The organism is Bradyrhizobium sp. U87765 SZCCT0048 (assembly GCF_018131225.1).
Taxonomy (GTDB): Bacteria; Pseudomonadota; Alphaproteobacteria; order Rhizobiales; family Xanthobacteraceae; genus Bradyrhizobium_A.
This window is the reverse complement of sequence record NZ_JAFCMM010000005.1, coordinates 642,807-662,965: the sequence shown is the minus strand read 5'-3', so window position 1 is coordinate 662,965 and position 20,159 is coordinate 642,807. Positions and strand designations below refer to the sequence as shown.

Annotated in this window: 18 protein-coding genes; 7 read left to right on the top strand and 11 right to left on the bottom strand. The window is 66.8% G+C overall.

Annotated features, from left to right (window positions below; translation table 11 throughout):
- Positions 1 to 2 precede the first annotated feature (2 nt).
- From JQ639_RS29725 to JQ639_RS29695, 7 genes are all read right to left on the bottom strand, one after another.
- A complete protein-coding gene (locus JQ639_RS29725) occupies positions 3 to 890 on the bottom strand; it encodes a helix-turn-helix domain-containing protein (protein WP_211963143.1) in 888 nt (295 codons plus the stop codon).
- Positions 887 to 2,323 carry an MFS transporter gene (locus JQ639_RS29720; protein WP_211963141.1) on the bottom strand — a complete coding sequence of 479 codons (1,437 nt, stop codon included), beginning with the start codon at positions 2,321 to 2,323 and terminating at the stop codon, positions 887 to 889. The genes JQ639_RS29725 and JQ639_RS29720 overlap by 4 nt, the downstream gene beginning before the upstream one ends.
- 47 nt (positions 2,324 to 2,370) lie before the next feature.
- On the bottom strand, positions 2,371 to 3,219 hold the full coding sequence (locus tag JQ639_RS29715; protein WP_211963133.1) for an HpcH/HpaI aldolase/citrate lyase family protein: 849 nt from the start codon (positions 3,217 to 3,219) through the stop codon (positions 2,371 to 2,373).
- 1 nt (position 3,220) lies between these two features.
- Positions 3,221 to 4,411: a CaiB/BaiF CoA transferase family protein gene (locus JQ639_RS29710; protein WP_211963131.1), complete on the bottom strand. Its 1,191-nt coding sequence runs from the start codon at positions 4,409 to 4,411 to the stop codon at positions 3,221 to 3,223.
- A gap of 40 nt (positions 4,412 to 4,451) precedes the next feature.
- A complete protein-coding gene (locus tag JQ639_RS29705; protein ID WP_211963129.1) occupies positions 4,452 to 5,036 on the bottom strand; it encodes an HDIG domain-containing metalloprotein in 585 nt (194 codons plus the stop codon).
- The gene (locus JQ639_RS29700) at positions 5,033 to 6,319 is read right to left on the bottom strand and encodes an MFS transporter (RefSeq protein ID WP_211963127.1); all 1,287 of its coding nucleotides are present in this window, start codon (positions 6,317 to 6,319) and stop codon (positions 5,033 to 5,035) included. The genes JQ639_RS29705 and JQ639_RS29700 overlap by 4 nt, the downstream gene beginning before the upstream one ends.
- Positions 6,320 to 6,486: 167 nt before the next feature.
- On the bottom strand, positions 6,487 to 8,298 hold the full coding sequence (locus tag JQ639_RS29695) for a DUF1302 domain-containing protein (RefSeq protein ID WP_211963125.1): 1,812 nt from the start codon (positions 8,296 to 8,298) through the stop codon (positions 6,487 to 6,489).
- 123 nt (positions 8,299 to 8,421) lie between these two features.
- Between JQ639_RS29695 and JQ639_RS29690 the strand changes: the two genes are divergently transcribed.
- From JQ639_RS29690 to JQ639_RS29670, 5 genes are all read left to right on the top strand, one after another.
- The gene (locus JQ639_RS29690; protein WP_211963123.1) at positions 8,422 to 9,624 is read left to right on the top strand and encodes a citrate synthase; all 1,203 of its coding nucleotides are present in this window, start codon (positions 8,422 to 8,424) and stop codon (positions 9,622 to 9,624) included.
- 125 nt (positions 9,625 to 9,749) lie between these two features.
- The gene (locus tag JQ639_RS29685) at positions 9,750 to 10,472 is read left to right on the top strand and encodes a Crp/Fnr family transcriptional regulator (protein ID WP_211963122.1); all 723 of its coding nucleotides are present in this window, start codon (positions 9,750 to 9,752) and stop codon (positions 10,470 to 10,472) included.
- A gap of 111 nt (positions 10,473 to 10,583) precedes the next feature.
- Positions 10,584 to 10,934 (top strand): DUF1330 domain-containing protein, encoded by a 351-nt coding sequence (locus JQ639_RS29680; RefSeq protein WP_211963121.1) that lies wholly within the window; start codon positions 10,584 to 10,586, stop codon positions 10,932 to 10,934.
- A gap of 282 nt (positions 10,935 to 11,216) precedes the next feature.
- Positions 11,217 to 12,467, top strand: a complete 1,251-nt coding sequence (locus JQ639_RS29675) for a serine hydrolase (RefSeq protein ID WP_211963120.1) — start codon at positions 11,217 to 11,219, stop codon at positions 12,465 to 12,467.
- Between the two features lie 63 nt (positions 12,468 to 12,530).
- Positions 12,531 to 13,700 (top strand): serine hydrolase domain-containing protein, encoded by a 1,170-nt coding sequence (locus tag JQ639_RS29670; protein ID WP_211963119.1) that lies wholly within the window; start codon positions 12,531 to 12,533, stop codon positions 13,698 to 13,700.
- A gap of 11 nt (positions 13,701 to 13,711) precedes the next feature.
- Here the strand turns inward: JQ639_RS29670 and JQ639_RS29665 are convergent, their stop codons facing one another.
- On the bottom strand, positions 13,712 to 14,602 hold the full coding sequence (locus tag JQ639_RS29665) for an SDR family oxidoreductase (protein WP_211963118.1): 891 nt from the start codon (positions 14,600 to 14,602) through the stop codon (positions 13,712 to 13,714).
- An 89-nt stretch (positions 14,603 to 14,691) separates the two neighbouring features.
- On the opposite strand from JQ639_RS29665, the gene JQ639_RS29660 reads away from it, so the two are divergent.
- Complete coding sequence (locus JQ639_RS29660) at positions 14,692 to 15,546, top strand: helix-turn-helix transcriptional regulator (RefSeq protein ID WP_211963116.1); 855 nt, start codon at positions 14,692 to 14,694, stop codon at positions 15,544 to 15,546.
- Positions 15,547 to 15,611: 65 nt separating this feature from the next.
- Here JQ639_RS29660 and JQ639_RS29655 read toward each other — a convergent pair whose 3' ends face one another.
- Together JQ639_RS29655 and JQ639_RS29650 are read right to left on the bottom strand one after the other, a co-directional pair.
- Positions 15,612 to 16,163: a GNAT family N-acetyltransferase gene (locus JQ639_RS29655; protein WP_211963111.1), complete on the bottom strand. Its 552-nt coding sequence runs from the start codon at positions 16,161 to 16,163 to the stop codon at positions 15,612 to 15,614.
- Between the two features lie 291 nt (positions 16,164 to 16,454).
- On the bottom strand, positions 16,455 to 16,751 hold the full coding sequence (locus JQ639_RS29650; RefSeq protein WP_249122849.1) for a hypothetical protein: 297 nt from the start codon (positions 16,749 to 16,751) through the stop codon (positions 16,455 to 16,457).
- 670 nt (positions 16,752 to 17,421) lie between these two features.
- Here JQ639_RS29650 and JQ639_RS29645 point away from each other — a divergent pair.
- Complete coding sequence (locus tag JQ639_RS29645; RefSeq protein ID WP_211963110.1) at positions 17,422 to 18,312, top strand: ankyrin repeat domain-containing protein; 891 nt, start codon at positions 17,422 to 17,424, stop codon at positions 18,310 to 18,312.
- Between the two features lie 348 nt (positions 18,313 to 18,660).
- Here the strand turns inward: JQ639_RS29645 and JQ639_RS29640 are convergent, their stop codons facing one another.
- Positions 18,661 to 20,151, bottom strand: coding sequence for a Dyp-type peroxidase (locus JQ639_RS29640; protein WP_211963109.1), 1,491 nt, complete (start codon positions 20,149 to 20,151; stop codon positions 18,661 to 18,663).
- Positions 20,152 to 20,159 lie beyond the last annotated feature (8 nt).

Genomic DNA, 20,159 nt, shown 5'->3' with positions numbered 1-20,159 from the left:
GGTCATCTCCTGCTTTCGAGCTGCATCGTCCTGCCCGCCCTCTCCACCGCCGGACCCGCGCTGCTGCGCGCATCCGGACGGCGCGTCACCACATAGCCGTCCCACGACAGCGCCGCGCCGATCTGCCGTGCCGTGTTCTGCAGCGGCGCGAGATAGCGCTGCGCAATCCCGGACGGGCTGATCACCCGCGTGCTGCACACGATGTTCAGCGCCGCCACCGACTGGCCGGCCACCGTGATCGCGACCGCGATGGTGGACGCGCGAACGAACGAAAAGCTGTCGCCGCGTGTCGCAAAGCCGTGCCGGCGGATTGCGTCGAGCAGATCCTCGGTTTGCGCGGCGTCGCGCGCGACGCGGTCGTGGATCCGGCTCGACCGCGCCAGGGCGTCGAGGATGCGGTTGCGCTGCGACGGCGCGCCGAACGCCAGGAACGCACGGCCGAAATCGCTCTCCAGCATCGGCAGGTCGGAGGTGTTGATGGGCGCGCTGATGCTGATCGGCGCCGATGCGCGCGTGCTGTAGCGGATCGCCATGCCCTGCCCCTCGAATACCGCGAAGTCCGACGGCCATTGCACCTGCCGCGACAGGCGGTCGATCGCCGGCACCGCCACATCGGCGATCCACGCCTGCGACGACACGCCGGCGCTGAGGACATTGGCGCGGGACGACGGCCGATAACCACCGCCATCGTCGCGCTGCACGTAGCCGGTCCGCCGCAACGTGGCGAGCAGCCGGGAGATCGTCGGCTTGGGCATTCCAGTCAGATGGTGCAGGTCGCGCACTTGCAGCGGATAGACCTCGTTGAGCAGCCGCAACAGTTCGAGGCCGCGCACCAGCGATCCCTTGTCGTCGCCATCGGTCGTTCGCTCGCTGTCGCCGTGCGGCGTCATGACGAAGCGCCCTGCCCTGTAGTGGCGGACGCCGGCTCCGCGAGACCATCGCGCTCCAGCGCCTCCAGGCTGCGCCCGGCGGTATCCGGACCGAGCCAGGCGAACGCGACCGCGAGGCCGCCATAGAGCAGCCCGACCCCCGCCACGACCAGCAGCGGATTGTCGAGCCGGACGAGCGCCGCGCTCACCGCGAACGGCGTCAGCGCCGAAGCCATGCGCCCGACCAGCGCCGCCGTGCCCATGCCACGCAGCCGCACGCCGGTCGGCAGGATTTCAGGCAGATAGATCGCAAAGCCCGTCGCCGAAATGAAGTAGATCGTCGTGGTCAGCACGAGGCCGGTCGCGGTCAGCCATAACGGCGCGGCGGACAACGGATAGAGCAAGCCCGTCACGGCGCCGAGCAGCGCGGCGGCGATCAGCAGGCGGCGGCGCTCGAAGCGGTCGGACAGCACGATCGCCAGCGCCGGGCCGAGCACCCCGCCGGCAAAGGTCGCGGCCGACAGCGCGAAGGTGGTCGCGGTGTCGAAGCCGCGCGCCGCGATGATGGTCGGCAGCCAGCCCGAGAAGATGAAGATCGCCGACAGGTGGCAGGCCTGGAACAGCAGCGCCAGTGCGAAGCGCGGCCGCAGGCCGGCGCTGAACAGATGCCGCCAGCCGAGATCGCGTGCCGGCGGCGGCAGCACGTCGGGCGGCGCCAGCACGACGCCGCGCCGCTGCAGCCCGCGCTCGATGCGCCCGACGAGATCGTCCGCCTCGGCGAGACGGCCGACGGCTGCGAGCCAGCGCGGGCTCTCGGGCAGCACGGCGCGCGGCGCAAACGCCAGCGGCAGCACCAGCGCGGAGAGCAGGAACAGCACCCGCCAGCCATCATCCACCGCGAGGTTCGGCACCACCAGCCACGCCACCAGCGCGCCGATCGGCAGCGAGCCATTGACCAGCAGCGCCACGGCCGACTGGAAGCGGCCGCGCGCAAGGCGCGGCGTCAGTTCGTTGAGATAGGCAAAGCCGGTCGGGATCTGCATGCCCAGGGCAAACATCGTCAGCATGCGCAGGCCCAGCAGCGTCGCGTAATCCGGCGCAAGGCCACACAGCGGGCTGGCGACGCCGTAGACCGCGATGTTGGTGATGAACAGCCGGCGGCGGCCATAGCGGTCGCCGATCACGCCCGACAGCACCGAGCCCAGCGCCGCCGCGAACAGCGACAGCGAGATCAGCCACGCCCGCGCCGGCTCGGTGACGATGCCGACCTTGACCAGCGACGGCATCACGAGGCCGGTCAGCGCGAGGTCGTAGCCGTCGAAGAACATCGCCGCGCCGATCACGGCGCAGGCCAGCACCTGAAAGCGCGACGGCGGCAGGCGCTCGAGACGCCCGGCGATGTTGACCTGCTCGGCCGCCGCCGCCGGGGTGCGAAGCTCCACGCGCTGATGCATGTCGATCTCCCTGATGTCCGCCCGCGATAGCACCGGGCAACGCCGGATCACGCACGCGCGAGCACGTCGCGCGCCCGCGCTGCGATCGCCTCGTCGACAAAGGTGCCGTCATCGAGCACCAGCGCGCCGCGTCCCTCGCGCATCGCATCGGCATACGCCGCGAGGATCTTTTCCGCCTGCGCGAGGGCCTCGGCGCCGGGCTGGAAGACATCGGTGACGATGGGCACCTGCGCCGGATGAATGCAGGAGCGGCCGTAAAATCCGAGCGCCCGGTCTTCCTCGCAGGCATGGCGCAGCGCCGCGAGGTCGTTCACGGGCATGAAGACATGGGCCACCGGCGCCTCCAGCCCGAGGAAGCGCGAGCGCGCGACGAGATGCTGGCGGGCATAGAGCGTCTCCAGCCGCGCCGCCGTCGGCTCGGCGCGCAGGTCACGCACGAAATCGCCGGCGCCGAACGCGAAGCGACGAATGCGCGGCGAGGCCGCGGCCAGGGCGTCGAGGCCGTAGAGGCCGGCGACGCTCTCGATCAGCGGCTGCACGATGATGCTCCCCGGCGTCACCCCTGCTGCCGCCTCGCGGGCGCCGAGCAGGCGATCGACGGCCCGGATCAGCTCGGGATCCTCGGCCTTGGGCAGCAGCACGCCATGCAGGCCGCGCACGGTCAGCGCCGCGAGATCGGCGAGCGCATCGGCCCCGCCGTTCAGCCGCACCAGCAGTGTCGCTTCTGTCGCCGACACCGCCAGGAAATCGCTGACGATGCCGCGCGCCTTTGCCTTCTCGGCGGGCGGCACCGCATCCTCCAGATCGAGGATGACGGCGTCCGCACCCTTGCCCAGCACCTTGGCGAGCAGGTCCGGCCTGTTGCCCGGCGCGTAGAGATAGGAGCGGATCGCCATGTCAGATCACGCCCGCCTGCTTCAGTTCGGCGACCTCGGCCTCGCTCAGCCCGAGCTGCTGCGTGAACACCTCGGTGTTGTCGGCGCCGAGCGGCCGTCCCGTCCAGCGGATCGTTCCCGGCGTGTCGGACAGGCGAAAGATGACGTTCTGCATGCGCACCGGCCCGAGCTCCGGATCCTGCACGGTGGTGATGGTGTCGAGCGCGCGATACTGCGGGTCCTCGAAGATGTCGGAGACATCGTAGACCGGCGCCAGCGCCGCCTCGGCCTGCTCGAACGCGGCCACCACCTCCTTCATCGGGCGCGCGCGAATCCATTCGGCGACCTTGCCGTCGAGCTCCTCAACATGCTGGCGGCGTCCGGACGCCGAGCTGAACCACGGCTCGTTGACCACCTCCGGCCAGCCGACCAGCGCCATCGTCCGTGCCGCGATCGAGGTCGACGAGGTCGACAGCGCCACCCACTTGTCATCGGCGGTCTTGTAGGTGTTGCGCGGGGCGTTCTTGTCGGATCGATTGCCGGTGCGTTTCTGGATCAGTCCTGTCTGATCGTAGGTGATCGCCTGGGCGCCGAGCACCGCCATGATCGGCTCGATCAGGGCGAGATCGACGACCTGGCCCTTGCCGGTGCGGTGGCGGGCATTGACCGCCATCATCACCGCGAGTGCGCCGGCGATGCCGGCGATGCCGTCGGCGAGCCCGAACGGCGGCAGGGTCGGCGGGCCGTCTGGCTGGCCGGTGATGGAGGCAAAGCCGCTCATCGCTTCCGCGATGGTGCCGAAGCCGGGACGATGGGCATAGGGGCCATGCTGGCCGAACGCGGTGACACGCAGCAGGATCAGGCCCGGATTCTCCGCCGCCAGCACGTCATAGCCGAGCCCCCATTTCTCCAGGGTGCCGGGGCGGAAATTCTCGACAATGACATCGGCCTCGCGGGCGAGCTTGCGGAACAGCTGCTGCCCCTCGGGGCTGCCGAGATAGAGCGTGATGGCGCGCTTGTTGCGCCCGATCATCTTCCACCACAGCGACGTGCCGCCGCGCGAGGGGCCGTGCGTCCGCGAATTGTCGCCGCTCGGATGCTCGATCTTCAGCACGTCGGCGCCATAGTCGCCGAGCAGCATCGCTGCAACGGGGCCCGCGAACAGCGTCGCGACGTCGATCACCTTGAGGCCAGCGGCCGGTCCTTCACTCACTCTCGACTCTCCTTCAGCTTGGCAGATGCGGCACGGCGCGTCAGCGCCAGTGCCGCTGGTAGAACGGCGGCGCGCCCTCACGGATGCAGGTCCGGTCGGTCGCGAAGAAATCGGCGTAGTGCAGCACGTAGGCCTCGAGGCTGCGGCCGTGGAACGGCGCATTCGCCGCATGGGTCGCGACCGTGCTGATCACGAGATGCGGAAACCCCAGCTCCTTGATCAGCATGGCGCCGACGACGCCGTGCGGCAGCTCCTTCGACAAGGTCGAAGGCGCGACGACGCCGTTGCTGCGGTCGTACATCAGCGGCTTGTCGACATCGTGCAGGATCAGGATCGATACCAACGTGTCCTGATCGAAGGCATCGCCCCATTGCTCGCTGGCGCTGCGCGCGAGCTGCACACCGACACGCGTCACCTCGTTGACATGCCGCATCAGCGGCCAGGCCGCGAGATGGGAGTACGGCATGTCCTCGAGGCTTTCGTGGACACTCGACGTCCAGGCGCTCACCCAGGCGGTGACAATGCGCTCGCGCACAGGCGCGGAGACGAGGTCGAGGCCGAACAGCCAGGATTCGACCTGCGCGCGCTGCTGCGGCGTGCCGTGGTTGATGGTGTAACCGCTCATTCGATCCTCATTCCCTTGGTTTCCGGCGCGAACAGCAGCACCACGATCGCGAGCGCGAACGCCAGCGTCGTGGTCAGCATGCCCGCCTCGAAGCCGTGCGCATCGGTGGCGAGCAGCCCGATCAGCGATGGCGCGATCAGGCCGCCGATGCGGCCGCCGTTGTAGGCAATCGCCATGCCGAGCGCGCGCGAGCGGGTCGAGCGGATCAGTTCGGCGGTGAACGGCCCCATGCCGGCGAAGATGCCGCCAATGCCAAAGCCGGTGAAAAAGCTCGCCGCCAGCAGCAGGTCGGGGTCGGTGAGCTTCACCAGAGCGAACACCGCCGCCGCGCCGATCAGCAGGTAGAGGATGAAGGTCGGACGTCGCCCGAGGCGGTCGACCAGCGCGGCGAACACGATGAAGCCGGCGAGCGATCCCAGTTGCTGCGTCAGCGTGAATCCGAGGCTCTTGATGAAGGCGAAGTGCTTGACGGTGACCAGGAAGGTCGGCGTCCATGTGAACACCGCCCAGTAGACATACTGGACGAAGAAGATGAAGCCGAACGCGATCAGCAGGCCCCGCCCGGTCTCGCCGCGAAACAGCGCGGCGACATCGCCGCCCGGGCGCTTCTCGATGCTGCCGCGCAGCCACACCGGCGATTCCGGCGTGTTGCGGCAGAACAGCACCAGCGCCACGATCGGCAACGCGCCGATGCCATAGACCCAGCGCCAGCCGCCGCTCTCCAGCCCGCCCGACGCCGACGACAGCGCCGCGACCACGGCGATCGCCAGCATCGATCCCAGCGGCAGCCCCATCTGCATCAGCGCGCCGCCCTTGCCGCGATGGTCGGGATGCCAGGTTTCGGCGATCAGCGACGCGCCCGCGGTCCAGGCGCCGCCCATGCCGAGGCCGCCGATGAGGCGCAGCGCCACCAGCCAGCCGAGCGACGGCGCCACCACGATCGCCCCCGTGCACAGCGAATAGATCAGGATCGACACGAACAGCGTGCGCACCCGCCCGATGCGGTCGGCGACCCAGCCGAACAGAATGCCGCCGACAATGGCGCCACCGGCCGACACGCTGGTGAGCAGGCCGGCATCGGCGCGGCTGAGCCCGAACACCACCATCAGCGCCGGCGCGGTCAGCGCCAGGACGTAGAGGTCGAACACCTCGAACGTCCAGCCGAGCCCGGCGGCGCGCAGCACGCGCCAGGCGTCGCCCGACACTTCGCGATACCACGGCCGCCGCAGCGCGCCGGAACGCGCGGCAACGCCCGTCGATGCGGGAATATCAGTCGATTGCATGGTCTCCTCCCGGTCGGTCATCTCTGGACAGCGGATCGACCGCATGCCCGCGGGACCTTGGTGACAGCTTGTCCGCCGCGGTGCGGCGTTGAAAAGCGCCAATGCGGCACGTTTCGATTATTGAAACGCGATGGTTGCATGGCTGCCGTGATCGCTGCGCGGTCATGCTAGAACCTCGCGCCCATGCTGGCGGCGAACACCGAGCGGTCGCGCAGCACGTTGAACGCGCCGCCCCAGATCGGCAGATAGGCGATCTCGGCGAAGTAGCTCTTGCGGTACTCGGCCCGCAGCGCCACGGACGCGGTGTTGCGGCCCTCGCTGAACGTGCCGTCATACGACCAGCCGGACACGTCCTTGCCATAGCCGCCCGACAGCGTGACATCGAGATCGGCGATGGTCGGCACCGCGTAGGTCAGCGCGCCGCGCAAGCGAAAGCCCCACGCGTTCCTGGTGACGAAGCCGTCCAGCGTGCAGCCGGTGTAGAGCACGCCCGGATTGGCCGGCGGGCAGTAGCCATTGACCGGGCCGGACCCGAAGGTGTCGGCGCGCAGGTAGCGGCGCACGGTGGGATCGGGCAGATCATAGACCTGGCGCAGGCCGACCTCGGCCGAGAATGACGCCAGCTTCGCGCCCAGCAGGTTCTCGAACTGCTGGCCGACGGCGAGGTTCAGCGCGCCGGTCTGGTGACGGTCGTAGCCGGTGAAGAACGCGCCGGGCGCGAGCGCATTGAGCTGCTGGCGCAACAGGCTCGGCGCCGACGCCGACACCGCCGCGGTCAACTCCTCGCCGGCGGGAAAGCCGAGTGCATAGTTCGGGCGGTAGACATACTCTGCCTGCAGCGTCGTCTTGGTGGCGAGCTTGGTCTGCCAGGTGGCGCCGACCATGTCGATGTCGGGTGCGTACACGGTGCGGTACACCGGATTGCCGCCGTCCGGATTGCCCGGGATGAACGGGATCGCCGCTGACGTCCGGAAGGTGCGCGTCAGCTCCGGCAGGGCATTGCGGGCGTTGTAGTGGGCGTAGAACAGCCCGACCTCGCTGTGCAGGGCATCGAGCGCGTAGCGCGCGCCGACGCCGCCCTGCCCCAGCTCGTTGTTCGATGGCGTATCGGCGCGCCCGATCCAGTCGCCGGCGCTCAGCGCCGTGCGATCGGTGACCGTGAACGGCGCGCCGACGATCACGTAGTTGCAGCCCTGCGCGTAATAGTCCGAGGCATAGAAGGTGCCGCAGCCGTCATAGGCGTTGCGCGCCGCGCCGAACTGCCAGAAGCCGTCGAGCGACAGCATCGGCGTCACCGCGAGACGTACCGACGCCGCCGGGAACGGCATCCGGGTCTCCTCGGACGTCGCCCCGGCACGGTGGGTTGCCGGCGCATCGACGGGATTGAGCGCCGACAGTCCGCCCGCCAGCGAGCTGCGCAGCCCCCAGTCGATGAGCTGATTACCGACACGGAAATCGAGCGGACGCTCGGCGAGGCTGACGCGGCCGAACGCATAGGCCTCCTGCAGGGCGACACCCGAGAATTTGGAGCGCGACGCGAAGCCGGCATCCGACAGCGGCGTGTTCGGGACGAGGCCGTTGGGATAATTGCCCCATGGCACCGACTGGTCGGCGAGGGTGAAGTCGCGCCAGCCCTTGCCGCGCACGAAGACGCCGAAGTCGTTGTACCTGGCCTCCACCGAGACCCAGCCCTGCAGCGCGGTCGACACCGGCGCGCCCTTCCTGAAGTTGAGCTCGCTGTCGTCGCTGTTGCGGGTGCTGCCGGCGGACGGGACGCCGAGCGTCTTCGCATTCGGGATGGTGGTGAATTGCGGGTCGGGACTGTCGGCCCGGACCACGGTGCCGACGCTGGCCGCGCCATGAATGGTGACGTCGACGTCGCCGACCTGGAATTGCTGGGCAAGGCCCGCACCCGGCGCCATCGCCAGCAGCGCCACTGATACGCGCGCCGCCGGCGCCCGCAACGCAAACACATCCATCACGTCGTTTCCCCCTCGCGACATATTGACGACAATCGTCAATATGTATTATTTTGTTCATAAATTATTGTTCGGCGAATTATCCGTCAATCTGTACAGATTTCGTCAATATGAGAGGCAGCCATGGCGGAGGACGATCATCTCTATTTCAGCGCCGACGAAGCCGCCGAGCATCTCGGCGTGTCGCGCGCGACGCTGTATGCCTATGTCAGCCGCAAGGGCATCCGCTCGGAAAAGGCCGCGAACGCCAAGGAACGCCGTTACTGGAAAGCCGACGTGCTGGCCGTGCGCGCGGCGAAGGGCGCGCGCGGCATCCGCACCACCGAGGCGAGCGGCATCAGCGCGGTATCGGCGCTGACGCTGATCACGCAGCAGGGCGTGTTCTATCGCGGAGACAGCGCCGCCGAGCTCGCCGGGCACGCCAGCCTGGAGACGACCGCGAGCCTGCTGTGGAACGCGGACGAAGCCGCGGTCTTCACCTCGCGCCTGCCGCGTCTGTCCGGCCGCTTCGGCAAGGTCGCGGCACTGTTCGATCACGATGGCCTCGCCGATCGCGCCAGCGTGCTGTTGCCGGTGCTGGAAGCGGACAATCCGCGCTCGTTCGATCTCTCGCCGCTCGGCATGGCGATCACCGGCGCCGATCTCGTGCGCGCCGTCACCGCGATCCTGCTGCGCCGGACCAAGGTCGGCGCCGAACCGATCCACGTCCAGATCGGCAAGGCCTGTGATCTGTCGAGCGAGTGGACCGACCTCGTGCGCCGTATCCTGGTGCTGTCGGCCGACCACGGCTTCTCGCCATCCGCCTATGCGGTGCGCGCCGCCGCCAGCGTCGGCGTGACGCCCTATCGCAGCGTCGCCGCCGGCCTCGCGCTGGCTGCGGGCCGCTACTCGGCGTTCGGCCGGCTCGATGCGATGTCGCGCTTCATCGACGAACTGACCGCCACCACCGACCCGCAGAGCGTCATCGTGCGGCGGCTGCGCGAGGGCGAAGAACTGCCAGGTTTCGGCAATGTCGACGTCTATGCGACCGCGGATCCGCGCGCCCAGGCGCTGCTCGCGCAGCTCGACGCAGTGTGCGGCCGCGACCAGGCGTTTCGCCGGCTCAAGGCCGCAATCGCCGTCGTCGGCGACATCAAGGGCCTCAAGCCCGACTTCGCCCTGCCGGCGATGTTCGTCAACCGCCGCATCGGGCTGAACGCCCAGGACTTCATCTGGCTGCTGGGACGCACGGTCGGCTGGGTCGCTCACTCGATCGAGCAATCCCAGCTCGGCCCACAGGCCCGCGCGCCCTACACCTATATCGGCGAGTTGCCCGGCAAGGACTGATCCGCGCGGCGCCCGCCGGACGACACACGGCAGTGTCGAGAACTTAACACCCGCGCACGGCAATCCGCGCTAGCCTGCCCCGCGATCCATCGCCCGCGGGGCGGCGGACCATCGGAACTCACGCGATGACGCTTCATACCGGCATGCCCGACTTCGGATCCGCCCATTCGCCGAAATGGCGGATCGCGACAGAAGGGCTCGACGCTGCCGCGCGGCAGATGATCCTCGACCGCATGCGTGCGATCACCTACGACGCGCGCGACCCACTGTTCGACCAGGGCGAGCCCAGCGATACGCTGGTGCTGCTGACCGACGGCCGCGTAAGGCTGTCGCAGGCGCTCGACAATGGCGAGGAATTCACCTTCGGCATCACCACGCCCGGCACGCTGCTCGGCCTCGCCGCGCTGGTCACCGGTCAGCCGCGCATCCTCTCCGCGACCGCCATCGAGCCGGTGACGGCGGCGCTGATGACGCGGACCGACTTTCTCCACTGCCTGACGGCGCTGCCGCGCTTCCACTGGAACGTGACGCGCCTCCTGGCGATGCTGTCAGTGGAGAGCATCGAGCGCAGCGGCCCGATGGCCCTCGACAGCGCCACGGTGCGCCTCGGCACGACGCTCAAGACACTGGCCCGCCCCGATGATGGCGACGCCGACGGCGGGCAGCTCGCGGTCGCCGGCCTCAGCCAGGGCGAGCTCGCCCGCATGATCGGGGTGAGCCGCAGCTGGGTCGCAATCGCGCTGGCGCAGTTCGAGCGCGACGGCCTGATCGCGCGTCAGCGCGGCCGCATCGTCATCGTCAGCCTGCCGCGGCTCGACGGCTTCATCGCCCGCGCCCGCAATGCGTGAGCCCTCGCGCAAAGGAACACACGGATTTGTAGCCGGGATGAGCGCAGCGATATCCGGGCTACCGACCATCCGCATGGTCAATCACCGTTTACGGACACCCACGAGGCCTTCATGACCGTTTACATCGTCGCCCAGCTCAAGTTCAGCGAACGCGCCCGCTACGACCGCTACCAGGCGCGCTTCTTCGACGTGTTCCGCCAATTCAACGGCAAGCTGCTGGCCGCCGACGACAAGCCGGTCGTGCTCGAAGGCGACTGGCCGCGCGACAAGATCGTGATGATGGAGTTTCCGGACGCGGCCTCCGCCAACGCCTTTCACGAATCGCCCGAGTATCAGGAGATCGCCATCGACCGCAAAGCCGGCGCCGGACGCCGTCGTGCTGACGGTGCGCGGCCTGCGCTGAGGGCGGGACTGCGTCGAGGCCTCTCTGGTCGGGAGCGACGGCTGTTCGATCGGTTCTGAGCGCCAGCCACACCCGCCGGTCATTGCCGGGCGAAGACCCGGCAATCCAGCTTTTGGATGCATGCAAAGAACTGCCCGGTTGGCGCTTGCGGCCGGTGGCCCCTCGGTTTTGGAGGAGGACAGACTTCATTGATCCCGAAGACAGCCCGGTCGGCGCCCGCTTCCTTCGCGGATCAATATAGGGCAGGCTGCATTCGTGGCCAGCTGTCGGCAATTGGTAAGCCTCCCATGTCGCGCCCCTTCATTCCGCCAAGCACCCCGCCAAACGTAGCGATTCAACGAATGCTGGTGCATCGTGTGGATGAACTGCGCCTGGCGCGCGGCATGGTCGTTGGCACGACAGAGGCGAACGAGCGAAGTTTCGTATCGCACGGACGTAGAAACAGTGTGTGCGACGATCCGGTCCAGCCGGACACGGTTTTCGAGCTCGGCTCAATCACCAAGCTTTTCACGGTCTTGCTCCTGGCCAACATGATGCAGCGTGGCGAGGCCGAGCTCAATGAGCCCGTTGCGCATCTGCTTCCGGCCGGAACGCGCGTCCCCTGCCGTAACGGCCGAGAGATAACGCTGTGCGACCTTGCCGCACACCGCTCTGGATTGCCGCTGCGCCCGACCAACCTGCAACCGAGCGACCGCGACGACCCCTATGCCCGCTACACGGCCGACCAGCTCTATGAGTTTCTGGGCACTCACGAGCTGTTGCTGACGCCCGGCGACGTCTATACCTACTCCAACGTCGGCACCGGCTTGCTCGGATACGCCCTGGCGCGGCGCGCCGCCAGCCGAGATTATGAAACGCTGCTCCGGGAGCGCATACTCGCTCCGCTGGGGATGAACGACACGGTGATCGGGCTGCCTCCCCGCCTCGCGCAGCGGCTCGCAAGTCCCCACAACTCAAGCCTTGACGCCACACCACTTTGGAATTTCGACGTGCTGGCGGGAGCCGGTGCGCTGCGCTCCACGGCCATCGACATGCTCACTTTTCTCGAGGCCATAGCCGACGCACACTCCCCCGTCGGAGGAATGGTGTCCTCCGTCATCGCTTCGCGCGACGAGGGCGGAATGGGTTTGGGAGCACCGCATCCGGATGGCGGCACGACCATCGCTCATGCGGGCGGCACGGGCGGGAGCCGATCGTCGATCAGGTATATTCCGCAATGGAAGCGCGGGGTGGTGGTACTGAGCAATTCCAATGTCGATGCGGTCATCGATCTCGGCGTCCATATTCTTGATACCCGCTATTCTCCGCTCTGGTTCAGGAAGGAAGTGCCTGTAGAGCCTTCGGTCTTTACCCGCCTGATCGGCAGCTATCAGATCAGCCCCGGCCGCACGCTCGAAGTAACGAACCCGGACGGCCGACTTTTCGTCCGTCATACGAGCGAAGCGACGCGCGTCTTTCCTTCATCAGAATGGCAATATTTCTACAAGGCGTTGAATGCGCAGATCACGTTCGAGCCAGGCAGCGATGGGCGAGCAGCGCGTCTTGTCCTGCATGAAAGCGGCAGTGATCAAATTGCCATCCGCGTCGCCTGACATCAGTGAGCAGCTACACGCTGATATTCTGGACACGCGCAACGGATGCGGGCGGGAGGGCGAATGAGGCGACGCCGGTTCATGTCACTGCTCGGCGGCGCAGCGCTGGCGCCGCTCGCCATGCGGCCGCTGTATGCCGGCCCCTCCGGCGACTGCGGCGTGCCAGCCGCGCGCGACGACGGCTGGCCCATCGCCGCCGCTGACGACGCTCGCATCGACCGCGGCATGCTCTGCACCATGGCCGACCGCATTGCCGCCGAGCACGATCCCCACATCCATGCGGTGCTGGTGGCGCGCGGCGGCAGGCTGGCCTTCGAGCGCTACTTTCCAGGCGCCGACGAAATTCCCGGCCGGATCTTCGGCCACCGCGTCGCCGACGTCGCGTTCGATTCCGACACGCTGCATGCCATGAAGTCGGTGTCGAAGAGCATCGCCTCGCTGGCGGTCGGAATCGCGATCGACCGCGGGCTGATCCCGGGCGTCGACGAACCGCTGTTCAACTTCTTTCCCGAACTCGTCGACCTGCGCACGCCGGAGAAGGACGCCCTCCGGATGTCGCATGTGCTGACCATGTCGCTGGGCCTGCGGTGGATCGAGGCAACGCCGGCCACCGGAGACTTCGACAACGACGAGGCGCGCATGAACATGGCGCGGGATTCCTCCCGCTATGTCCTCGGCCTGCCCTCCACCGCGCCGCCGGGACGGGAATTCTTCTACAACACCGGCGCGCTGACGCTGCTGTCGACCATCATCCGAAAGGCCACCGGCCAGCCGCTCAATGTCTTCGCGCGCGACAACCTGTTCGCGCCGCTCGGCATCACCAGTGCGGAGTGGGCGCGGGTCAAGGGCGACACCGATGCCGGCGGCGGCCTGCGCCTGCGGCCGCGCGACATGCTCCGGATCGGCCAGATGGTGCTTGCCGGCGGCCAGTGGAACGGCCGCCAGATCGTGCCGAAGGCCTGGATCGAAGCCTCGACGACACCGAAGATCACGGCCACGGATGGCATGTCCTACGGCTATCTGTGGTGGCTCGGCCGCACCCGGATCGACAACCGCGAGCTGCACTGGATCGGCGCCCTCGGCCGCGGCGGCCAGTCGCTCCGCATCCTGCCCGAACTCGACCTCGTGGCCGCCATCACGGCCGGCTACTATCAGGACTACAGCCCGCGCGCATTCCAGACGCAGTACGGCGTTTTCAGGGACGTCCTGCGTGCGGCAACGGCGCGGGCTTGAGGGGTTGACGCTCAGGCCTTGAAATACCCGGGCTGCCCGATATCGGCGATCAGTCCGATGCCGGTGGGCGTCCAGCCCAGCCGCTGCTGGGTCAGGCTGCTGGATGCCGGCATATCCAGACCGGCGAACATCGCCAGTGGTCCGTAATAGTCGCCCGCCTCGTCCTTCCTGATCGACCTGACCGGCACATTCAAGGCGCGGCCGACGACCTCGATGACATCGCGCATGGAGACGCCTTCCTCGCCGACCGCATGATAGATGCCATCGGCGACGCCATGTTCCAGCGCCAGCCGGTAGAGGCGCGCGACATCCTGCCGGTGCGCCGCGGCCCAGCGCTCAGCGCCCTCGCCGACATAGGCCGCCGCGCCCTTCTGGCGCGCGATCTCGACCAGATAGCTGATCAAGCCGGCCTTGCCCTCGGCGCCATGCACCTGCGGCAGGCGGATGGTCATCGCGCGCACGCCGCGCGACGCGTAAGCCAGCCCCGTCTGCTCGGAGACGCGCGGCACATGCGGACTGGCGTCGCGCCGCATGTCCTCGGTGATCACCACGCCCGCGGCGACGAGACCCGTCCCCGACGTCACGATGAACGGCTTGTTCGAGCCGACGAGCACATCGCCCATCGCGGCGATGGCCGCCCTGTCGATCGCGCCATTCTCTGCGAACTTCGTAAAATCATGAATGAAGGCGAGATGGATCACGCCGTCCGCCTCCCGCGCACCGCGTTGCAGGCTGTCGAGATCCTGCAGCGAGCCGCGCAGGACTTGCGCGCCGAGTTGTTCGAGCGTCGCGACGTTCTCGTCCGAGCGCGCGAGGCCGATCACCTGATGGCCGTGAGCAATGAGGTCTGTCGTGACGGCGGAGCCGATGAAGCCGGCCGCTCCGGTAACGAATACGCGCATGGGACGCTCCCTGTTCAGAGGCCCGAACTATCGATAGACTGCTCATTCGGGTAAAGTAGTGAGCGTATAGGGGTATAATCACTAACAGGATGACGAACACGAACGCCCTCACGAACCAGCTTGGGACCTATCTCAGGGATCGCCGGGCCAAGCTCGATCCCGCGGCCTTCGGCTTTTCGCTGCAGCGGCGTCGAACGCCGGGGCTGCGGCGCGAGGAGGTGGCGCAGCGCGCCAATGTCAGCGCTACCTGGTACACCTGGCTGGAACAGGGGCGCGGCGGCGCGCCATCCGCCGACGTGCTCGATCGCATCGCCCGCGCCATGATGCTGACCGACACGGAGCGCGAGCATCTCTTTCTGCTCGGCCTCGGCCGGCCTCCCGAGGCCCGCTATCGCGCGCCCGAAGGCATCTCGCCGCGCCTGCAACGCCTGCTCGACACGCTGGCCTGCAGCCCCGCCTTCATTCGCACCGCGACCTGGGATGTCATTGCCTGGAACAAGCCGGCAACCGTGGTCCTCACCGACTACAGCGCGCTGCCGGACGATCAGCGCAATGTGCTGCGCATGATGTTCCGCGACAGCCGCGTCCGCGCGGCACAACCCAACTGGCAGAGCGTCGCCCGCTACGTGGTCGCGACCTTCCGCGCCGACGTGGCGCGCGCCGGCGCGACGCGCAACGTGCAGTCGCTGGTCGACGAGCTCTGCGCCACCAGCCCAGAATTCGCGGCGATGTGGCGTGACAACGACGTGCAGGCCCATGGCGACGGCGTCAAGGTCCTGCACCATCCCGTTGCCGGACCGCTGTCGATGGAGTTCTCCGGCTTCGCCGTCGACGGCCGGCCCGACCTCACGATGGTCGTCTACAATCCGGTCACGTCAGCCGACGCGGACAAGATCCGCGACCTGCTCAAGTCCAAGAGCCCGCCCAAGTCCAGGACGAAGTAGGCAAGTTCTCCCGGCGCTGGGATGGGCACGCGCCACATTTGGACCACGGTGTCGAAATCTTGGCCTCAGGTCGCGCGCCAGGCTTCGCGCGTGAGCTGCCAGATTTGACGCTCTCCCTCACCACAGACATAAGCGAAGGGCTCGCGCGCGATCTCGATGGCGCCCTGCTTTTCCTTTACGCGCGCGGAGGCGCGGTTCGCGACAGCGTTGGTCAGATACAGGAACGGCCAGTTCAATTCCTCGAAGGCGAAAGACGTGACGGCGTTGGCCGCCTCGGTCATCAGGCCACGCCCGTGCAACGCCGGATCGAGCCAGAAGCCTCGCATGTCGCGATTCCTGCCATCGAATGGCCAGAGATCGATCCGGCCGCGCAGCTCGTCGTCGCCTTTCAAGGTGATCGCCCAGAAGAACTTCTCGCCGCGGACACGCTGGGCCAGGGTCTCAGCCATGTTCGCTGCCGCACCGTCGGCCGGATAGGGCCAGGGAATCGAGGCCGTGAGCCAACGCACGACCTCCCATTGAGGGAAAAGCCGCTGGATTGCGGAGGCATCTCGTTCCTGCAATGGCCTCAGGACCAGGCGGTCTGCCACGAGCGTCGGTGTGGGAGGGAGTGGCATCTTGTGGATCTCCGTCATCATATGCCGGAGGCCGATGCCCTTGAAAAGTTGAGCCCGGCCATATCGGCGGGCTCGTCAGATGGCTACGTCTTCAGTCGCACGCAGCCGTTCTGACGCTCCGCGAGGCGACGTTCGAACCGGGCAAACTAGCGAACAGATGAACCATGGCGCAGCTGATACCACGGATGATGCGAACGCGGAAGGCCAGCGAGTCTGGTCTGCATTCCCGCGCTGGGCCACAAGCGGAAGTCGCCCCTTAGCCAACACCCATGCACCGCAGCGCGTTGCGCCTCACTTGAGGACGTGCGGAAAGTATTTTTCGTCCCATTCGTCTGTTCTCAGGTAGACCTTGCCCCATTCAATCACGCGATCATTCTCGCGATAGGCTTTCGTGGCGACCTCAAGTTCTCCGAAAGGTGCAGGACCGAGATGAAAATGCTCGCTCTCGGTCGTCAACGATTGCAGATTGCGGACCAGAAGGTCGCGCCCCTCAGGATTGAGCCACATCTCAAAAAAGCCATCGGCATCCAGATTTAGGGTAATACGAGGTGACGCCATGAGGCTTCCTTTCAGCGGCTTGTCGTCCATTTCGCGACGTCACCCCGCCAGCGCCTGCACCGCCGCAATGCCCGGCAGGAAGACATACGCACCGCCGCGCACCCGCACGAAGGGCTTGGGCCGCTGCAGCACGAGGTTGGTCGGGCGGCGCTGGATGACGATGGCGCCGCCGTCGGCCTGGGAATGGCCGATCGGCCTGGGATGCGGCGTCGGTGACTACAAGTAGTCCGACCAAACCAACCGCTATATGGGCGCCGAACTTCCGAACTACGACGCCCACACAAGGCTATTTTCTCGTGCGACCGGTCAGTTCTGGTGCTCTTCACTCCGCACGTGCGATTTGCCATCAAGGCTGGTCAGTTTTGATATCCGCCTCGGGTCATGAGCAGACATGCCGGGCGCGCATCCATTTCCACCCACATCAAGCGCCTTCTGGTGCCTCCAAAACCGGCGACGCATCGACGCCGGGGAACCCAACATGCTACGTTCGATCAGTTTGAGGCCAATTCCAGTTGTCTTGAAGTCTCCAATTGCGAGCACCATGAGCACAAGACCTCCCATTTTTCTGCATGCCGGCACTCTCCTTTGGACGCTCGGCGTTCTGTCCCCAATCTCATCGGCTATCGCCGCGTCCGCACCATCTGAGTTCAGGCCACACCTAGGGTGCTACGAAGAAAAGAACGACACCTCTGGAGCCTACATGCAGGGCTTCTGCCTGTTCGATCGCGGTGTTTTATATTCGTACAGGATGGGACATAGGGAAGGCTTCGGAGCATGCGGAAAATATAATGTCCGCACTCGCACTAGAATTATGTTTTGGTGGCCGGGCTCTTCCGATGGAGCGCTCGTTCGCGATCCTGACGTCGGTGATAAGCTGGTCAAAGGGACATGCACGTGGCGTGCGGACAAAGTTGACGTTTTGATTCTCTCGAACTGCGAGATGGAGGGCGAATGGAGACGCATCGCCGACGACAAAGCCCATTTTAGCCTGAAGGAATGCACGCCACCTTCGCCTGCGGAAGCCTTCGTTTCTGCGGCCGGTTTTGGCGATCTCACCACTCTGCAGAAGCTGCTCGCGAGGGGCGTCAACGTCAATGCCGTAGGCGACGGCAACGGCGGCACAGCGCTGATGGCCGCATTACTCAACCGTCGGACCGATGTCGTTCGGGCTTTGCTCCGCAAAGGCGCCAACGTCAATGCGAAGGATAACCTCGGTCGTACAGCGTTGTTTTGGGGCGCCTCATTTGGTCCGCTTGATATCGTTCGAGCCCTGCTTGAGAAAGGTGCTGATGTCAACGCCACGAACGATGACACTATCGGTACGCCACTCACGGCGGCATCTTTTGCCGGCCACCTCGATATCGTTCGCGCCTTGCTCGACAAAGGTGCCGACGTCAACGCCAGGGGCAACAAGAACGGGGGTACGGCGCTGATGGCGGCTTCTGAGCAAAACCACATTGATGTCGTACAAGCGCTCCTCGAAAGCGGTGCTGACGTTAATGCCAGGGGGAGCGATGGCAGAACCGCGCTGAGCGTGGCGAAAGATGACGAGGTTAAGGCCGTTTTGACCCAGGCGGGCGCCACACCATGACGGCCTGATTTTCCTGATTTTGCCTCCCGCCGCGGAGGCCACTACATAGGGCAGACCGACAATGACCTGAGGTTACTTCGCTTGAGTACGCGACCGACAACTGCTTCTTGCCCATCGCATCATTTGCTGCGGCTGCGCAAAGGTGGTCGGTATCGGTGCAAAGCGGGCATCGCCTACTTTTTATGAATACACGGCCTAGAGCGCGTTCGCTTTTGATGGAATCACGAACGCGCTCTAGTTATTTGTTTTGACGCGTTTTATTCACGCGAACCGTTGCCCACTTCGCTCGAAAACGCTCCAGGGCCTTCAAGATCCGCTTGATTGCTGCAACTGACCATCAACGCAACATCACCCCGCCAGCGCCCTTACCGCGGCGATGCCCGGCAGGAAAAAATACGCCCCCCCGCGTACCCGCACGAAGGGCTTGGGCCGCTGCAGCACGAGGTTGGTCGGGCGGCGCTGGATGACGATGGCGCCGCCGTCGGCCTGGGAATGGCCGATCGGATCGGTACCGACATAGAGATCGCCGAAGTGGCGGTTGTTGAGCCAGGAGTGCTGGATCATCTCGAACTGGCCGGCGATGTCGGCGTTGAGGCACACGAACAGCACGCCGCGCCGGCCCTCGCCATTGCGGGCGTCGGCATCGTAGCGCTCGCCATACATGCGGCTGCGGCGGATGATCCGATGCATCTTCGACAGCCGCAGCGCAGTGTCGGGATCGGGGCCCTTCGTATCGCGCGGGTTGGCGCGACGGATGTGCGAGCCGATCGGGCACTGCAGGCCGAAGCGATCGCCGAAATAGAACAGGAAGTCGTTGCCCGAGCTGTGGCGCGCCACCGGATCCGACGGATCGTGGGCGTGCGCCGCCGGGCACGCCAGCGGCTTGCCCGCGCGGGTGCGGCCAACGAGACGCGCGGCGATCCACTCCTCCTTGTCGGTGGCATCCTCCGGCCCCTGCAACTCCGCCGCCGCCCGCGCGACGAAATCGCGAAAGCCAGCGACGTCCTGCTCGAGCTGGCGGAACACGAGATAGGTGCCGTTGCGCTTGAGCTCGGCGGCCCCCGCGCCGTTGGTGCGCACCCGCCGCTCGTTGTGATAGCCGAACACGAACTCGCCGGGCTTGACGTGATGGATGCGCTTGTCGTCCTCGGTCGCGCCGCCGCGGCGCGCCCGCGGCGAGCCCTCGATGATCGGCTGCGAGATGCCGTCGGTGTAGCCGAAGTGCTCCTTGCGGTCGTCGTAGACGCGTCCCGTCATCAGGCGCGGATCGTCGCCGCCGGGCGAGGCGATGCGCACGGGATCGGCCGCCTGCGCCATCGTCGCAAGCTCGTCGCCGATCAGCGACTGCAGCGCGAGGCCGTCGGGTGCGAACAGCATCAGCATGCCGTCGATGTCGCCATTGCCGTTCCAGCCGCCCCACTCCCATGTCGCGGGCGAGCTGTCGCCGAGATCGCCGAGCAGGTTGGTGCGCCGCGCCGGCCCGCTCACCGGATCGGTCGGCGGCGCCATGCCCTCGACGAACTCGACGGAAAAATCCTTGAGCGCGGCAGCGCCGGCCGGCAACTGGCCGAGGCCGCGCGCGGTCAGCGCGAGGTTGATGGCGTGCAGGTCCGCGCCCTTGGCGCGCTTGAGCGTGCCGAGCGTCGGCGCGTCCGTCTCACCATCGTCACCACCGCCATCGCTCGCGCGCATCAGGCGGCCGGCGAGCGCGCCGAGCCACGCCCGCGCCGCGTCCGGACGTTCGGGATGAAAGCGAAACAGCACATAGGCGGAATACGGCAGCCGCGGATAGCCGCTCAGCACCAGGCCCTGCACGTCGTCCCACTCGACCTTGTCCATTCCCAATC

Bases quoted from the DNA above. Each gene is read 5' to 3' on its own strand.
- JQ639_RS29725 (WP_211963143.1), bottom strand. From the start codon at position 890: ATGACGCCGCACGGCGACAGCGAGCGAACGACCGATGGCGACGACAAG.
- JQ639_RS29720 (WP_211963141.1), bottom strand. From the start codon at position 2,323: ATGCATCAGCGCGTGGAGCTTCGCACCCCGGCGGCGGCGGCCGAGCAG.
- JQ639_RS29715 (WP_211963133.1), bottom strand. From the start codon at position 3,219: ATGGCGATCCGCTCCTATCTCTACGCGCCGGGCAACAGGCCGGACCTG.
- JQ639_RS29705 (WP_211963129.1), bottom strand. From the start codon at position 5,036: ATGAGCGGTTACACCATCAACCACGGCACGCCGCAGCAGCGCGCGCAG.
- JQ639_RS29700 (WP_211963127.1), bottom strand. From the start codon at position 6,319: ATGCAATCGACTGATATTCCCGCATCGACGGGCGTTGCCGCGCGTTCC.
- JQ639_RS29695 (WP_211963125.1), bottom strand. From the start codon at position 8,298: ATGGATGTGTTTGCGTTGCGGGCGCCGGCGGCGCGCGTATCAGTGGCG.
- JQ639_RS29690 (WP_211963123.1), top strand. From the start codon at position 8,422: ATGGCGGAGGACGATCATCTCTATTTCAGCGCCGACGAAGCCGCCGAG.
- JQ639_RS29685 (WP_211963122.1), top strand. From the start codon at position 9,750: ATGACGCTTCATACCGGCATGCCCGACTTCGGATCCGCCCATTCGCCG.
- JQ639_RS29680 (WP_211963121.1), top strand. From the start codon at position 10,584: ATGACCGTTTACATCGTCGCCCAGCTCAAGTTCAGCGAACGCGCCCGC.
- JQ639_RS29675 (WP_211963120.1), top strand. From the start codon at position 11,217: ATGCTGGTGCATCGTGTGGATGAACTGCGCCTGGCGCGCGGCATGGTC.
- JQ639_RS29670 (WP_211963119.1), top strand. From the start codon at position 12,531: ATGAGGCGACGCCGGTTCATGTCACTGCTCGGCGGCGCAGCGCTGGCG.
- JQ639_RS29665 (WP_211963118.1), bottom strand. From the start codon at position 14,602: ATGCGCGTATTCGTTACCGGAGCGGCCGGCTTCATCGGCTCCGCCGTC.
- JQ639_RS29660 (WP_211963116.1), top strand. From the start codon at position 14,692: ATGACGAACACGAACGCCCTCACGAACCAGCTTGGGACCTATCTCAGG.
- JQ639_RS29655 (WP_211963111.1), bottom strand. From the start codon at position 16,163: ATGCCACTCCCTCCCACACCGACGCTCGTGGCAGACCGCCTGGTCCTG.
- JQ639_RS29650 (WP_249122849.1), bottom strand. From the start codon at position 16,751: ATGGACGACAAGCCGCTGAAAGGAAGCCTCATGGCGTCACCTCGTATT.
- JQ639_RS29645 (WP_211963110.1), top strand. From the start codon at position 17,422: ATGCAGGGCTTCTGCCTGTTCGATCGCGGTGTTTTATATTCGTACAGG.
- JQ639_RS29640 (WP_211963109.1), bottom strand. From the start codon at position 20,151: ATGGACAAGGTCGAGTGGGACGACGTGCAGGGCCTGGTGCTGAGCGGC.